This is a genomic window from Agromyces sp. MMS24-JH15, assembly GCF_043518605.1.
Classification (GTDB): Bacteria; Actinomycetota; Actinomycetes; order Actinomycetales; family Microbacteriaceae; genus Agromyces.
Window position 1 is genome coordinate 254,559 of sequence record NZ_CP171358.1, and the last position, 13,290, is coordinate 267,848.

General features: G+C 68.5%; 19 protein-coding genes. 2 read left to right on the forward strand and 17 right to left on the reverse strand.

The features are described 5' to 3' along the window. Positions 1-9: 9 nt before the first annotated feature. From rpsQ to ACDF64_RS01295, 16 genes are all read right to left on the reverse strand, one after another. A complete protein-coding gene (gene rpsQ, locus ACDF64_RS01220) occupies positions 10-315 on the reverse strand; it encodes a 30S ribosomal protein S17 (RefSeq protein WP_394552968.1) in 306 nt (101 codons plus the stop codon). 2 nt (positions 316-317) lie between these two features. Beyond that, a complete protein-coding gene (rpmC, locus tag ACDF64_RS01225; protein ID WP_394552969.1) occupies positions 318-644 on the reverse strand; it encodes a 50S ribosomal protein L29 in 327 nt (108 codons plus the stop codon). Continuing rightward, positions 644-1,063: a 50S ribosomal protein L16 gene (rplP, locus tag ACDF64_RS01230; protein WP_018191961.1), complete on the reverse strand. Its 420-nt coding sequence runs from the start codon at positions 1,061-1,063 to the stop codon at positions 644-646. Before rplP ends, rpmC begins: the two co-directional genes overlap by 1 nt. Positions 1,064-1,065: 2 nt before the next feature. Beyond that, positions 1,066-1,818: a 30S ribosomal protein S3 gene (rpsC, locus tag ACDF64_RS01235; protein ID WP_394552970.1), complete on the reverse strand. Its 753-nt coding sequence runs from the start codon at positions 1,816-1,818 to the stop codon at positions 1,066-1,068. Then, entirely contained in the window at positions 1,818-2,183 is a 366-nt protein-coding gene (gene rplV / locus ACDF64_RS01240) for a 50S ribosomal protein L22 (protein ID WP_121477578.1), read from the reverse strand. The genes rpsC and rplV overlap by 1 nt, the downstream gene beginning before the upstream one ends. A gap of 25 nt (positions 2,184-2,208) precedes the next feature. Beyond that, positions 2,209-2,490 carry a 30S ribosomal protein S19 gene (rpsS, locus tag ACDF64_RS01245; RefSeq protein ID WP_018171448.1) on the reverse strand — a complete coding sequence of 94 codons (282 nt, stop codon included), beginning with the start codon at positions 2,488-2,490 and terminating at the stop codon, positions 2,209-2,211. Between the two features lie 12 nt (positions 2,491-2,502). Then, complete coding sequence (gene rplB / locus ACDF64_RS01250; protein WP_394552971.1) at positions 2,503-3,342, reverse strand: 50S ribosomal protein L2; 840 nt, start codon at positions 3,340-3,342, stop codon at positions 2,503-2,505. A gap of 15 nt (positions 3,343-3,357) precedes the next feature. After that, the gene (rplW, locus tag ACDF64_RS01255; RefSeq protein ID WP_243553560.1) at positions 3,358-3,660 is read right to left on the reverse strand and encodes a 50S ribosomal protein L23; all 303 of its coding nucleotides are present in this window, start codon (positions 3,658-3,660) and stop codon (positions 3,358-3,360) included. Next, entirely contained in the window at positions 3,657-4,316 is a 660-nt protein-coding gene (gene rplD / locus ACDF64_RS01260) for a 50S ribosomal protein L4 (protein WP_394552972.1), read from the reverse strand. The genes rplW and rplD overlap by 4 nt, the downstream gene beginning before the upstream one ends. Before the next feature lie 3 nt (positions 4,317-4,319). Further along, the gene (rplC, locus tag ACDF64_RS01265; RefSeq protein ID WP_394552973.1) at positions 4,320-4,976 is read right to left on the reverse strand and encodes a 50S ribosomal protein L3; all 657 of its coding nucleotides are present in this window, start codon (positions 4,974-4,976) and stop codon (positions 4,320-4,322) included. 8 nt (positions 4,977-4,984) lie between these two features. Beyond that, positions 4,985-5,293, reverse strand: coding sequence for a 30S ribosomal protein S10 (rpsJ, locus tag ACDF64_RS01270; protein ID WP_030147986.1), 309 nt, complete (start codon positions 5,291-5,293; stop codon positions 4,985-4,987). A 661-nt stretch (positions 5,294-5,954) separates the two neighbouring features. After that, positions 5,955-7,148 (reverse strand): elongation factor Tu, encoded by a 1,194-nt coding sequence (gene tuf, locus ACDF64_RS01275; protein ID WP_394552974.1) that lies wholly within the window; start codon positions 7,146-7,148, stop codon positions 5,955-5,957. Between the two features lie 113 nt (positions 7,149-7,261). Next, a complete protein-coding gene (fusA, locus tag ACDF64_RS01280; RefSeq protein WP_394552975.1) occupies positions 7,262-9,376 on the reverse strand; it encodes an elongation factor G in 2,115 nt (704 codons plus the stop codon). An 85-nt stretch (positions 9,377-9,461) separates the two neighbouring features. Continuing rightward, complete coding sequence (rpsG, locus tag ACDF64_RS01285; protein ID WP_121477586.1) at positions 9,462-9,932, reverse strand: 30S ribosomal protein S7; 471 nt, start codon at positions 9,930-9,932, stop codon at positions 9,462-9,464. Next, positions 9,932-10,306, reverse strand: a complete 375-nt coding sequence (rpsL, locus tag ACDF64_RS01290) for a 30S ribosomal protein S12 (protein ID WP_121477587.1) — start codon at positions 10,304-10,306, stop codon at positions 9,932-9,934. The genes rpsG and rpsL overlap by 1 nt, the downstream gene beginning before the upstream one ends. A 253-nt stretch (positions 10,307-10,559) precedes the next feature. Continuing rightward, on the reverse strand, positions 10,560-11,183 hold the full coding sequence (locus ACDF64_RS01295) for a spermidine/putrescine ABC transporter substrate-binding protein (RefSeq protein WP_394552976.1): 624 nt from the start codon (positions 11,181-11,183) through the stop codon (positions 10,560-10,562). A 148-nt stretch (positions 11,184-11,331) separates the two neighbouring features. Here ACDF64_RS01295 and ACDF64_RS01300 point away from each other — a divergent pair, with 148 nt between their 5' ends. Further along, positions 11,332-11,967, forward strand: coding sequence for a hypothetical protein (locus tag ACDF64_RS01300; RefSeq protein ID WP_394552977.1), 636 nt, complete (start codon positions 11,332-11,334; stop codon positions 11,965-11,967). 23 nt (positions 11,968-11,990) lie between these two features. Here the strand turns inward: ACDF64_RS01300 and ACDF64_RS01305 are convergent, their stop codons facing one another. Continuing rightward, positions 11,991-12,467 carry a hypothetical protein gene (locus tag ACDF64_RS01305; protein WP_394552978.1) on the reverse strand — a complete coding sequence of 159 codons (477 nt, stop codon included), beginning with the start codon at positions 12,465-12,467 and terminating at the stop codon, positions 11,991-11,993. Between the two features lie 87 nt (positions 12,468-12,554). On the opposite strand from ACDF64_RS01305, the gene ACDF64_RS01310 reads away from it, so the two are divergent. Next, positions 12,555-13,274 (forward strand): hypothetical protein, encoded by a 720-nt coding sequence (locus ACDF64_RS01310; protein WP_394552979.1) that lies wholly within the window; start codon positions 12,555-12,557, stop codon positions 13,272-13,274. The last annotated feature ends 16 nt before the right edge of the window (positions 13,275-13,290 follow it).

The window sequence follows — 13,290 nt, forward strand, 5'->3', positions numbered from 1 at the left end:
GGCCGAGGCCTACTTGGCCTTCTCGACGATCTCGACGAGCCGCCAGCGCTTGGTGGCGCTCAGCGGACGGGTCTCGGAGATGACGACCAGGTCGCCGATGCCGGCGGTGTTCTGCTCGTCGTGCGCCTTCACCTTGGAGGTGCGGCGGATGACCTTGCCGTACAGCGGGTGCTTCACGCGGTCCTCGACCTCGACGACGATGGTCTTCTCCATCTTGTCGCTGACGACGTAACCGCGACGCACCTTGCGGTACCCGCGAGCCTCGGCCGCCTCGACGGCGACCTCGGCCTCAGCAGCCTTCTTGGTCTCAGCCATGATCAGGCCTCCTTCGTCTCTGCGGCCTCGGCCGGGGCATCCGCCTCGACCTTGGCAGCCTTCTTGGTCTTCTTCTCGGCCTTGGCCGGAGCCTCGACCGGAGCCGGCGTCGCACGGATCCCGAGCTCGCGCTCACGGATCACGGTGTAGATGCGGGCGATGTCCTTCTTGACGGCACGGAGGCGTCCGTGGCTCTCGAGCTGACCGGTGGCCGCCTGGAAGCGCAGGTTGAACAGCTCTTCCTTGGCCTTCTTCAGCTCGTCGACGAGACGCTCGTCCTCGAAGGTGTCGAGCTCGACGGACTCGAGCCCCTTGGTTCCGACGGCCATTATGCGTCGCCCTCCTCGCGCTTGATGATGCGTGCCTTGAGGGGCAGCTTGTGGATGGCACGGGTCATGGCCTCGCGAGCGAGCTGCTCGGAGACGCCGGAGACCTCGAAGAGGACTCGACCCGGCTTGACGTTGGCGACCCACCACTCGGGCGAACCCTTACCGGAACCCATTCGGGTCTCGGCGGGCTTCTTCGTGAGCGGACGGTCCGGGTAGATGTTGATCCACACCTTGCCGCCGCGCTTGATGTGACGCGTCATGGCGATACGAGCGGACTCGATCTGACGGTTCGTCACGTACGCGGGGGTCAGGGCCTGGATGCCGAACTCGCCGAAGGAGACCTTCGTGCCGCCGGTGGCCTGGCCCGAACGGCCGGGGTGGTGCTGCTTGCGGTGCTTGACTCGACGGGGAATCAACATGGTTATGCCTCGACTCCTGCCGTCGCCTGCTCCTGCGCGCGGGGCGCGCGGCGGGGACGGTCGTTCCGGTCGCCACGGGCCGGCTTCTGCGAGGCCTGCTCCCGAGCGAGCTCCTTGTTGGTGATGTCGCCCTTGTAGATCCAGACCTTCACGCCGATGCGGCCGAAGGTGGTCTTGGCCTCGTAGAAGCCGTAGTCGATGTTCGCGCGGAGCGTGTGCAGCGGCACACGGCCCTCGCGGTAGAACTCCGACCGGCTCATCTCGGCGCCGCCGAGACGGCCCGACACCTGGATCCGGACGCCCTTGGCGCCGGCGCGCTGTGCACCCTGCAGGCCCTTGCGCATGGCGCGACGGAACGCGACACGAGCGCTGAGCTGCTCGGCGATGCCCTGCGCGACGAGCTGGGCGTCGGCCTCGGGGTTCTTGACCTCGAGGATGTTGAGCTGGATCTGCTTGGCGGTGAGCTTCTCGAGGTCGGCGCGGATGCGCTCGGCCTCGGCGCCGCGGCGGCCGATCACGATGCCGGGACGCGCCGTGTGGATGTCCACGCGGACGCGGTCGCGGGTGCGCTCGATCTCGATGCGGCTCACGCCGGCGCGGTCGAGCGACGTCTGCAGCAGACGACGGATCTTGACGTCCTCAGCGAGGTAGTCGGCGTAGCGCTGACCGGGCTTCGTCGAGTCGGAGAACCACCGCGACACGTGGTCGGTGGTGATGCCGAGACGGAAGCCGTACGGGTTGACCTTCTGACCCATTACTTCGTACCCTCCTCGGGCGTGGCGAGGACCACGGTGATGTGGCTCGTGCGCTTGTTGATGCGGAAGGCACGACCCTGCGCGCGCGGCTGGAATCGCTTGAGGGTGGTGCCCTCGTCGACGAATGCGCGCGAGATGTAGAGGTCCTGCTCGTCCAGGTAGGTGTTCGAGGCGTCGGCCTTGACGCGAGCGTTCGCGATGGCCGAGGCGACGAGCTTGTACACCGGCTCGCTCGCACCCTGGGGTGCGAACTTCAGGATGGCGAGCGCCTCCTGAGCCTGCTTGCCGCGGATCAGGTCGACGACGCGGCGAGCCTTCTGGGGGGTGACGCGGATGTGTCGCACGCGGGCGATCGACTCCACCATTTCTTTCCTCCTTCACACCACCGCGTCAGCGGCGGCGGCCCTTCTTGTCGTCCTTCACGTGTCCACGGAAGGTGCGGGTGGGCGCGAACTCGCCGAGCTTGTGGCCCACCATGGTCTCGGTGACGAACACCGGGATGTGCTTGCGGCCATCGTGCACGGCGATCGTGTGCCCGAGCATCGCGGGGATGATCATCGAGCGGCGCGACCACGTCTTGATGACGTTCTTGGTACCGGCTTCGTTCTGCACGACGACCTTGCGAAGCAGGTGCTCGTCGACGAAGGGGCCCTTCTTGAGACTGCGAGGCATCTTCTCTTACTCCTACTTGCGCTTCTTGCCGACGGTGCGACGACGGACGATGAGCTTGTCGCTTTCCTTGTTGGGGCGACGCGTGCGGCCCTCGGACTGGCCCCAGGGGCTGACCGGGTGGCGACCACCGGAGGTCTTGCCCTCGCCACCACCGTGCGGGTGGTCGATCGGGTTCATCGCGACACCACGGACGGTCGGGCGGACGCCCTTCCAGCGCTTGCGGCCGGCCTTGCCCCAGTTGATGTTCGACTGCTCGGCGTTGCCGACCTCGCCGATGGTCGCGCGGCAGCGCACGTCGACGTTGCGGATCTCGCCCGACGGCAGGCGGAGCTGCGCGTAGGGGCCGTCCTTCGCCACGAGGCGGACCGACGCGCCGGCCGAGCGGGCCAGCTTGGCGCCGCCGCCGGGGCGGAGCTCGATCGCGTGGATCACGGTACCGGTCGGGATGTTGCGCAGCGGCAGGTTGTTGCCCGGCTTGATGTCGGCGTTGGGGCCCGACTCGATCGGGTCGCCCTGCTTGAGCTTGTCCGGCGCGATGATGTAGCGCTTGGTGCCGTCCGCGAAGTGCAGCAGCGCGATGCGCGCGGTGCGGTTCGGGTCGTACTCGATGTGCGCGACCTTGGCGGGCACGCCGTCCTTGTCGTTGCGACGGAAGTCGATGACGCGGTACTGGCGCTTGTGGCCGCCACCGATGTGGCGGGTGGTGATGCGACCCTGGTTGTTGCGGCCGCCGGTCTTCGACAGCGGCTTCAGCAGCGACTTCTCGGGGGTCGAGCGGGTGATCTCGGCGAAATCGGCGACCGAGGAACCGCGACGACCCGGGGTCGTGGGCTTGTACTTGCGAATAGCCATGTTTCTCTCTGCCCCTTAGCCGACAGCCGTGAAGATGTCGATGGAACCGGACTTGAGGGTCACGATCGCGCGCTTGGTGTCCTTGCGCTTGCCGATCCCGAAACGGGTGCGGCGGGTCTTGCCCTGACGGTTCAGGGTGTTGACCGAGGCGACCTCGACCTTGAAGATCTTCTCGATGGCGAGCTTGATCTCGGTCTTGTTCGAGCGGGGGTCCACGACGAACGTGTACTTGCCCTCGTCGATCAGGCCGTAGCTCTTCTCCGAGACGACGGGCGCGATGATGATGTCGCGCGGGTCCTTGTTGTGCGCGGCGCTCATGCGGAGACCTCTTCCTTCTTCGCCGACTTCGCGGCGATGAACGCCTCGAGCGCGGCCTTGCTGAAGACGATGTCGTCGGAGACGACCACGTCGTAGGCGTTGAGCTGGTCGAAGGACAGCACGTGGGCCGCCTCGATGTTGCGGACGGCGCGGAGGTCGAGCTCCTGCTCGCGGTCGAGGACCACGAGGAAGCGCTTGGCCGGGGCCACCTGCGCGAGGAGCGCGACGGCGTCCTTGGTCTTCGGGGTCTCACCCTGGAAGAACGACTCGACCGCGTGGATGCGGCCGGCGCGGGCGCGGTCGCTCAGCGTGCCGAGGAGCGCCGCGGCGATCATCTTCTTGGGGGTCCGCTGCGAGTAGTCGCGCGGGGTCGGCCCGTGGACGACGCCACCGCCCTTGTGCTCAGGTGCGCGGATCGAGCCCTGGCGCGAACGGCCGGTGCCCTTCTGCTTGAACGGCTTGCGGCCGGCGCCCGAGACCTCGCCACGGTTCTTGGTCTTGTGCGTGCCCTGGCGCGCGGCGGCGAGCTGGGCGGTCACGACCTGGTGGATGAGCGGGACGTTGGTCTGCACGTCGAAGATGTCGGCGGGCAGCTCGATCGAGCCGGACTTCTTGCCGGTCGCGTCGAGGACGTCGATGGTGTTGGCGGTAGCCATGGACTACGCCCCCTTCACAGCGTTGCGGACGAACACGAGACGGCCGCGCGCACCGGGAACCGCGCCCTTGACGAGCAGCAGGCCCTTCTCGGCGTCGACGGCGTGCACGCGGAGGTTGAGGACGGTGACGCGCTCGCCACCCATGCGACCGGCCATGCGCATGCCCTTGAAGACACGGCTGGGGGTCGACGAGGCGCCGATCGAGCCCGGCTTGCGGTGGTTGCGGTGCGAACCGTGCGAAGCCGACACGCCCTTGAAGTTGTGGCGCTTCATGACACCGGCGAAGCCCTTGCCCTTCGAGGTGCCGACGACGTCGACCAGCTGGCCGGCCTCGAAGGCGCCCTCGACGGTGAGCTCCTGGCCGACCTCGTAGGAGGCGGCGTCCGCGGTGCGGACCTCGGCGAGGTGGCGACGCGGGGTGACGCCCGCGGCGGCGAAGTGGCCGGCGGCAGGCTGGTTGACCTTGCGCGGGTCGATGGCGCCGGCGGCGATCTGGACGGCGGTGTAGCCGTCGCGCTCGACCGTGCGGAGCTGGGTGACCACGTTCGGCGCGATCTCGATGACGGTCACGGGGACGAGCTTGTTGTTGTCATCCCAGACCTGGGTCATGCCGAGCTTGGTGCCGAGCAGGCCCTTCACGTTCTTGGTAGCAGCAGACATCATGAACCTCAGAGCTTGATCTCGATGTTGACGTCGGCGGGGAGGTCGAGACGCATGAGCGAGTCGACGGCCTTCGGCGTCGGGTCGACGATGTCGATGAGGCGCTTGTGGGTGCGCATCTCGAAGTGCTCGCGGCTGTCCTTGTACTTGTGGGGCGAGCGGATGACGCACACCACGTTCTTCTCGGTCGGAAGCGGCACGGGGCCGACGACCGTGGCGCCCGCGCGGGTCACCGTGTCGACGATCTTGCGCGCCGAGCTGTCGATGACCTCGTGGTCATACGACTTCAGTCGAATGCGGATCTTCTGTCCCGCCATTGCCTGACTCTCTCTCTGTCAAGGCGTCGTACCCCTTCCGAGGGCATTGGACGCCGCGTAGCACTGCTTGTATGGAGCACCACTGTTCTGCTGTCAACGGCTGTTGATCGAGCCTGTCGAAGGCACCCCGCACATGCGGTGGCCTCGACACGCTCGACCCCGAGCCCCGACTCGGCACACGGGCTGGCGCCCGCATTCGGCACACGGGTCTCCCCGCCTGCTTCGGAATCGGTTTGTCGTGTTCTGCTGCCCGCGGCCTAACCTGACCCGATCACGTGGATTCGGTGGTTATGCACTGCCTGGCAGTGATCCGACAGGCGCGCACCATGGCACGGCCAACGGAATGTTGAACTCATCAAGTTTGCCATAGTGGGCAAGTACCTGCAACCCGGGCGTGTCGCGCGCGTGTCGACTCCCAGCGAGGTCGCAGGATGCCCCTCCGTCGACGGGCTCCGGACGGGCCCCGGCCGGGCTCCGGACGAGCCCCGGCCTGGCTCCGGACCGTCGGTCGTGGCGAGGTGCGGGCCCCGACCTGCCGGCTGCGGCATCCCTCTGCCGGCCCTCCCGGAAATGCCGAACGGGGCCGGGCCCGAAGGCCCGACCCCGTTCGAGGATCTCGAGACGCGTCGCTAGGCGCGGCGCTCCTCGATCACCGAGGGTGTTACTTGATGATCTTGGTGACCGTACCGGCACCGACCGTGCGACCACCCTCGCGGATGGCGAAGCCGAGGCCCTCCTCCATGGCGATCGGCTGGATCAGCTCGACCGTCATGTCGGTGGTGTCGCCGGGCATGACCATCTCGGTGCCCTCGGGCAGCGTGATGACGCCGGTGACGTCCGTGGTGCGGAAGTAGAACTGCGGACGGTAGTTCGCGTAGAACGGGTTGTGACGGCCGCCCTCGTCCTTCGAGAGGATGTAGGCAGTGCCCTCGAAGTTGGTGTGCGGCGTGACCGAACCCGGCTGCACGACGACCTGGCCGCGCTCCACGTCCTCGCGCTTGGTGCCGCGGAGGAGGAGACCGCAGTTCTCGCCGGCCCAGGCCTCGTCGAGCTGCTTGTGGAACATCTCGATACCGGTGACCGTGGTCTTCTGCGTCGGGCGGATGCCGACGATCTCGACCTCGGAGTTGATCTTCAGCGTGCCGCGCTCGGCGCGACCCGTGACGACCGTGCCACGACCGGTGATGGTGAAGACGTCCTCGATAGGCATGAGGAACGGCTTGTCACGGTCGCGCACCGGGTCCGGAACGGACTCGTCGACGGCCTCCATGAGGTCGAGGACCGACTGCACCCACTGGGCGTCGCCCTCGAGCGCCTTGAGGCCCGAGACGCGGACGACCGGAGCGTCGTCGCCGGGGAAGCCCTGCGACGAGAGCAGCTCGCGAACCTCGAGCTCGACGAGCTCCAGGATCTCCTCGTCGTCGACCATGTCCGACTTGTTGAGCGCGACCAGCAGGTACGGCACGCCGACCTGCTTGGCGAGCAGCACGTGCTCACGGGTCTGCGCCATCGGGCCGTCGGTCGCCGCGACCACGAGGATCGCGCCGTCCATCTGAGCCGCACCGGTGATCATGTTCTTGATGTAGTCGGCGTGACCCGGGGCGTCGACGTGCGCGTAGTGGCGCTTCGGCGTCTCGTACTCGACGTGCGAGATGTTGATCGTGATGCCGCGCTGGCGCTCCTCGGGAGCCGAGTCGATCGACGCGAAGTCGCGCTGCACGTTGGTCGGCGACGGGTACTTGTCAGCGAGCACCTTCGAGATCGCCGCGGTGAGCGTCGTCTTGCCGTGGTCGACGTGCCCGATCGTGCCGATGTTGACGTGCGGCTTGGTCCGCTCGAACTTGGCCTTAGCCACTTGGGGTCCTCCTCAGGACTTCGTGCAGAACCGCCGGGCACCGGATTGCGCTCGGTAGTCTGCAGGGGTTTGTTGTTATGTTACGCGACCCGGGTGGGGCCGTGCGTCGAGGGCTATTCGCCCTTGTTCTTCTGGACGATCTCGTCGGCGACAGCCTTCGGGACCTCCGCGTAGCTCTCGAACTCCATCGAGTACACGGCGCGGCCCGAGGTCTTGGACCGCAGGTCGCCGATGTAGCCGAACATCTCCGAGAGCGGGACGTGCGCACGCACGACCTTCACACCGGCGGCGTCCTCCATGGACTGGATCTGGCCGCGGCGCGAGTTCAGGTCGCCGATGACGTCGCCCATGTACTCCTCCGGAGTACGGACCTCGACGCTCATCAGCGGTTCGAGCAGGACGGGGCTCGCCTTGCGGGCGGCCTCCTTGAAGCCCATCGAGCCCGCGATCTTGAACGCCATCTCCGAGGAGTCGACGTCGTGCGCGGCACCATCGGTGAGGGTCGCCTTCACGCCGACCATCGGGTAGCCGGCGAGCACGCCGTACTGCATGGCGTCCTGGAAGCCGGCGTCGACCGAGGGGATGTACTCGCGCGGGACGCGGCCACCGGTCACGGCGTTCTCGAACTCGTAGGTCTTGTCGCCCTCGACCGCGAGCGGCTCGAGCTTGAACTGGATCTTCGCGAACTGGCCCGAGCCACCCGTCTGCTTCTTGTGGGTGTAGTCGTGGCGCTCGACGGCCTTCTTGATGGTCTCGCGGTACGCGACCTGGGGCTTGCCGACGTTCGCCTCGACCTTGAACTCGCGCTTCATGCGGTCCACGAGGATGTCGAGGTGCAGCTCGCCCATGCCCTTGATGACGGTCTGGCCGGTCTCCTGGTTGAGCTCGGTGCGGAAGGTCGGGTCCTCCTCGGCGAGCTTCTGGATCGCGGTGCCCAGCTTCTCCTGGTCGGCCTTGGTCTTCGGCTCGATGGCGACCTCGATGACCGGCTCCGGGAACGTCATCGACTCGAGGACGACCTGGTTGTCCGGGTCGGACAGGGTGTCGCCCGTGGTCGTGTCCTTGAGGCCGATGACGGCGTAGATGTTGCCCGCGGTGACCGAGTCGACCGGGTTCTCCTTGTTGGCGTGCATCTGGAAGATCTTCCCGATGCGCTCCTTCTTGCCCTTGGTCGAGTTGACGACCTGGGCGCCGGAGTCGAGGTGGCCCGAGTAGACGCGGACGTAGGTGAGGCGACCGAAGAACGGGTGCACCGCGACCTTGAACGCGAGCGCGGCGAACGGGTCGTTGGCGTCGGGGTGACGCTCGATGACCTCGTCCTCGTTGCGCGGGTTGCGACCCTCGATCGCCGGCACGTCGAGCGGCGACGGCAGGTAGTCGATGACCGCGTCGAGCATCGGCTGGACGCCGCGGTTCTTGAACGCGGAGCCGCAGAGCACGGGGTAGATCTCCGAGTTGACGACCATCTTGCGGATGGCGCCCTTGATCTCGGCCTCGGTCAGCTCCTCGCCGCCGAAGTACTTCTCGAGCAGCGCGTCGTCGCTCTCGGCGACGGTCTCGAGGAGGGTGTGACGGTACTCGTCGGCCTTGTCCTTGAGGTCCGCGGGGATCTCCTGGACCTCGTACTTGGCGCCCATGGTCACGTCGCCCTTGGCGTCGCCCGGCCAGACGAGCGCCTGCATCTTGATGAGGTCGATGACGCCGATGAAGTCGTTCTCGGCACCGATCGGGAGCTGCAGCACGAGCGGCTTCGCGCCGAGGCGCGAGACGATGGTGTCGACGGTGAAGTAGAAGTCCGCGCCGAGCTTGTCCATCTTGTTGACGAAGCAGATGCGGGGGACGTTGTACTTGTCGGCCTGGCGCCAGACGGTCTCGGACTGGGGCTCGACGCCCTCCTTGCCATCGAAGACGGCGACCGCGCCGTCGAGCACGCGGAGCGAGCGCTCCACCTCGACGGTGAAGTCGACGTGGCCCGGCGTGTCGATGATGTTGATCTGGTTCTTGTCCCAGAAGCAGGTGACCGCGGCGGACGTGATGGTGATGCCGCGCTCCTTCTCCTGCTCCATCCAGTCGGTCGTCGAGGCACCGTCGTGCGTCTCGCCGAGCTTGTGGTTGACGCCCGTGTAGAACAGGATGCGCTCGGTGGTGGTGGTCTTGCCGGCATCGATGTGCGCCATGATGCCGATGTTGCGGACCTTGCTCAGGTCGGTGAGCACGTCTTGTGCCACGGGGGTTCCTCCGGATGTTAGGAACGTACAGCGATGGGGGCGAGCGGATGCCCCGGGCGGTGGCCCGAGGCATCCGCTCGGCCTACTACCAGCGGTAGTGGGCGAAGGCGCGGTTCGACTCGGCCATCTTGTGGGTGTCCTCGCGGCGCTTGACCGCGGCACCCAGGCCGTTCGACGCGTCGAGGATCTCGTTGGTGAGACGCTCGGTCATGGTCTTCTCGCGACGAGCCTTGGCGTAGCTGGTGAGCCAGCGCAGCGCCAGGGTGTTCGCGCGGTGGGGCTTGACCTCGACGGGGACCTGGTAGGTCGAGCCGCCGACGCGGCGCGACCGGACCTCGAGGGTCGGGCGCACGTTGTCGAGGGCCTTCTTCAGGACCGCGACGGCGTCCTGGCCGGACTTGTTCGCCACGTTCTCGAGCGCCTCGTAGACGATGCGCTGGGCGAGGTCCTTCTTGCCGTCGATGAGGATCTTGTTGACGAGCTGGCTGACGACCGGCGAGCCGTAGACGGGGTCTGCGACGACGGGGCGCTTCGGAGCGGGTCCCTTGCGAGGCATTACTTCTTCTCCATCTTCGCGCCGTAGCGGCTACGAGCCTGCTTGCGGTTCTTGACGGCCTGCGTGTCGAGCGCGCCGCGGATGATCTTGTAACGGACACCCGGGAGGTCCTTCACACGACCGCCGCGCACGAGCACCATCGAGTGCTCCTGCAGGTTGTGGCCCTCGCCGGGGATGTAGGCGGTGACCTCGGTGCCGTTCGAGAGCTTCACACGGGCGACCTTGCGGAGCGCGGAGTTCGGCTTCTTCGGGGTGGTGGTGTACACACGCGTGCACACGCCGCGCTGCTGGGGGTTGGCCTTCAGGGCGGGCGCCTTGGTCTTCGAGACCTTGGGCGAGCGACCCTTGCGGACCAACTGCTGAATGGTTGGCACTGCTTCTCCTTGTTGTGCTGCACGGTGACAGCGATGATGGGTTTCACATCACGACCCACCGGCCACGCGGAACCGCGAGGCCTGCAATGGTGGGTATGCCGTGGGGGCCCGACCCGGCGATGGCGCCGAGAGCCCTGGCGTGCGATTCCGATCGCCCGCCCGCCGCGCCCGGTCTCCCGAGCACAGCGCACACGCGCGCGAATGCGCACACCCGGTCAAGTGTAATCCGGCGTAACCGGGCGGTCAAATGGGCTCAGCCCATCCAGCCCGGGGCATCCAGTTCTCGATCGAGGTCCGCGAGCAGTTCCGCGACCTGCGGCTCGACGAGTCGCTCGACCGCGTTGCCGATCCGGAACCGGTGCTGGGCGAGCTCGACGCAGATCCGGCGGCCCAGTTGCTTCGCGAACTCGTCGGCGAGGCGCACCTCCTCGCGGAGCGCCTCCTTCTCGTCCGGCGTGAACGGACGGGGCGCCGGCTCGGCGGCCTCGGCGGCGGTCTCGGCCTCGAGGCCGGCGAGCGTGAACAGGAACGGCTGGTCGGGCACCGGCTCGGGATCGACCTCGAGGCCGAGGAACTCGGGGTCCAATCCCTCCCCCGCGCGGTACGGGCGGCGCGCCTTGCGCTCCTCGGCGAGGTGGATCTCCCGGTGCAGCATCGGCAGGTTGCGGGCGGTGTAGTCGTCGACGGCGTCGTCGATGACGCCCTTCATGCGCATCGAGAACGCGTGCTGCACCGGGTGCGGGACATCCACGTCGAGGCCGGCGGCCGCGAGGATCGGCGAACCGAAGCAGCGCTGGCACAGGCGGGCGCGCCCGCGGTGCGTCCCCGGGTGCCAGCGCGGCAGCCAGCGGAGCCAGTTGTCCACCTCATGGCTCACGCGCGCCTCCATCGAGCCCTCCACGGTCTCTCACGATACTGCGAAGGATGCCCCGACCGGTCGGTTATGCTCGCCGGGGCGCCGAGCGGCCGCCCCCCGCGGCGCCCTCCGGCGCGCACGGGAAGCACGAGGACACAGGAAGCATCGGATGAAGCTGGCCCCCGAGGAACTCCCGTTCGCGACGATGACCGACGAGCTGCGACGCGTGCGCTCCGGCTGGAAGACCGGCTGGGCGATCGCGCTGCTGGTCGCCGGCGCGGCCCTCGCGATCTTCTCGATCGTGAACTACGACTGGTGGCTCGAGCAGGCGGCCGCCTGGCAGGGCCGGCGATCGGGCGGGCGCGGCCTCGTCGCGCCGGGCGCCGTCCTCATCGGCTTCGCCTTCGCCGCCTACGGCCTCCTCCAGCTCATCGCGTGGTCGTTCAGCTGGGAGCGGGTCGCCACCGGCACCCGGCTCCGCCGGCTCACCGCGCAGCAGCTCCGCCTCGCCCCGCAGGATGCGGCCGCGTGGCTCGACCGATTCCGCAGCGGCGACCCGCGCACCTACCTGCCGCTGCCCGTCGGGAAGGGGTCGGTCGCGTGCGGCCTCTGGATCGCGAAGGCCGACGGCGTCGCCTACGCGACCGTGAGCGCGAAGGTCGACCGGGCCTGGCATCCGCTGCCCGTCGCGGTCCTCCGCGAGAACGCGTTCGTCGCGCTCCGCGAGGTGCCGCTCGACGGATTCAAGAACCCGGCGACGCCCGCGGCGATCAAGGGGTTCCTCGACCCGTTCCTGCGCGCCTGATCCTGCCCCGGGGCGAGCCCGGTTCATTCGTCGTCGTCGCGCTCCCACGGCCAACGCGGCCGGTCCATGCCCTCGGCGCGGCCGCGCGCGACGAGCACCGCGAGGGATGCCACGAGCGCGGCGATCGCCGGGACCAGCAGCCCGAACCATCCGATGCCGAAGCCGAGGCCGAAGGCCGCGCTCGCGAGCGCGGGCCCGGTGCTGTCGAGCAGGCGGGCGAGGGTCGCGACCAGCACGAGCGAGAGCCACGCGCCCGCCGCCGTGAGCACGACCGTCCCGGCCATCCGATCGGGCCTGCGGAGCCGGAAGCCCAGCACCACGAGCACCGCGGCGACGGATGCCCCGATCGCGGCGGGCACCACGAGGATGCCGACGCCCGACTCGGCGACGACGTCGGCGTCGACCAGCAGGCTCGCGAACCCGAACGCGAAGACCACGAGCGCGAGGTCGAGTGCCGCCGCGAATCCGGCGACGACCCACGGCCCGCTCGACCTGTCCACGATTCGAGCGTACGCACCGCGCGCACGCGTCCTCTACAGTCGTCACGAACCGCCCGAACCATCCCCCGCCGACGCCCAGGAGCCGGAATGCACCCCACCTACCGCGCACCCGTCGACCGTGCCCGGGTCGAGCGCGCGCGGCGATGGAACACGGGCATCATCGTCGCGAGCGCGGTGCTCGGCGCCGCGCTGGTCGTCGGCGTCGTGACGACGCTCCTCGAGGGCATGTGGTGGGTCGTCACGGTCCTCGCCGTGATCGGGGTCGCCGCGTGCGTCGTCTCGGTGGTCGTCGCCGTGCAGCGCGGGCGGGCGCACCGGCTCCTCGTCGCGGCAGACGGTATCGCGTTCGAGGTCACCGACGCCGGTGTGCGGATGGGCGGCGCACCGCTCATCCCGTGGACCGAGGTCGTCTTCGTCGGCGTGCTCGACGACCGCGGCCGCTCGGACCGGCTCCGGAGCATCCCGGTCTGGGGCGCGTTCGCGGTCGCCGCGCTCCACGCCGGCAGCGGCACGCTGCTGTGCGAGCTCGGAGTGCGCGACGGCGTCGCACTCAAGCGGGCGTTCGGCACGGCACCGGGCGCGGAGCGCGTCAGCCTCTGGGACGAGCACGACGGCGCGCGCCGCGGGCTCATCCCGATGCTGCTCGACGCGGTCCTCGACGACGGCACGGCGCAGCAGTCGGCGCAGGTGCTCATGGATGCCGCGGCGCGGCGGGGCATCCCGACCGCGCGATTCACCGGGGTCTTCGACTACTTCGACTGGAAGAACCCGATGCTCGACCGGAAGTGGCCGACGCCGAAGGCCTGAGGCCGGGCGGGCGGGG

Coding starts and splice junctions, on each gene's coding strand:
- rpsQ (WP_394552968.1), bottom strand. CDS start 315: ATGGCTGAGACCAAGAAGGCTGCTGAGGCCGAGGTCGCCGTCGAGGCG.
- rpmC (WP_394552969.1), bottom strand. CDS start 644: ATGGCCGTCGGAACCAAGGGGCTCGAGTCCGTCGAGCTCGACACCTTC.
- rplP (WP_018191961.1), bottom strand. CDS start 1,063: ATGTTGATTCCCCGTCGAGTCAAGCACCGCAAGCAGCACCACCCCGGC.
- rpsC (WP_394552970.1), bottom strand. CDS start 1,818: ATGGGTCAGAAGGTCAACCCGTACGGCTTCCGTCTCGGCATCACCACC.
- rplV (WP_121477578.1), bottom strand. CDS start 2,183: ATGGTGGAGTCGATCGCCCGCGTGCGACACATCCGCGTCACCCCCCAG.
- rpsS (WP_018171448.1), bottom strand. CDS start 2,490: ATGCCTCGCAGTCTCAAGAAGGGCCCCTTCGTCGACGAGCACCTGCTT.
- rplB (WP_394552971.1), bottom strand. CDS start 3,342: ATGGCTATTCGCAAGTACAAGCCCACGACCCCGGGTCGTCGCGGTTCC.
- rplW (WP_243553560.1), bottom strand. CDS start 3,660: ATGAGCGCCGCGCACAACAAGGACCCGCGCGACATCATCATCGCGCCC.
- rplD (WP_394552972.1), bottom strand. CDS start 4,316: ATGGCTACCGCCAACACCATCGACGTCCTCGACGCGACCGGCAAGAAG.
- rplC (WP_394552973.1), bottom strand. CDS start 4,976: ATGTCTGCTGCTACCAAGAACGTGAAGGGCCTGCTCGGCACCAAGCTC.
- rpsJ (WP_030147986.1), bottom strand. CDS start 5,293: ATGGCGGGACAGAAGATCCGCATTCGACTGAAGTCGTATGACCACGAG.
- rpsG (WP_121477586.1), bottom strand. CDS start 9,932: ATGCCTCGCAAGGGACCCGCTCCGAAGCGCCCCGTCGTCGCAGACCCC.
- ACDF64_RS01300 (WP_394552977.1), top strand. CDS start 11,332: ATGAAGCTGGCCCCCGAGGAACTCCCGTTCGCGACGATGACCGACGAG.
- ACDF64_RS01310 (WP_394552979.1), top strand. CDS start 12,555: ATGCACCCCACCTACCGCGCACCCGTCGACCGTGCCCGGGTCGAGCGC.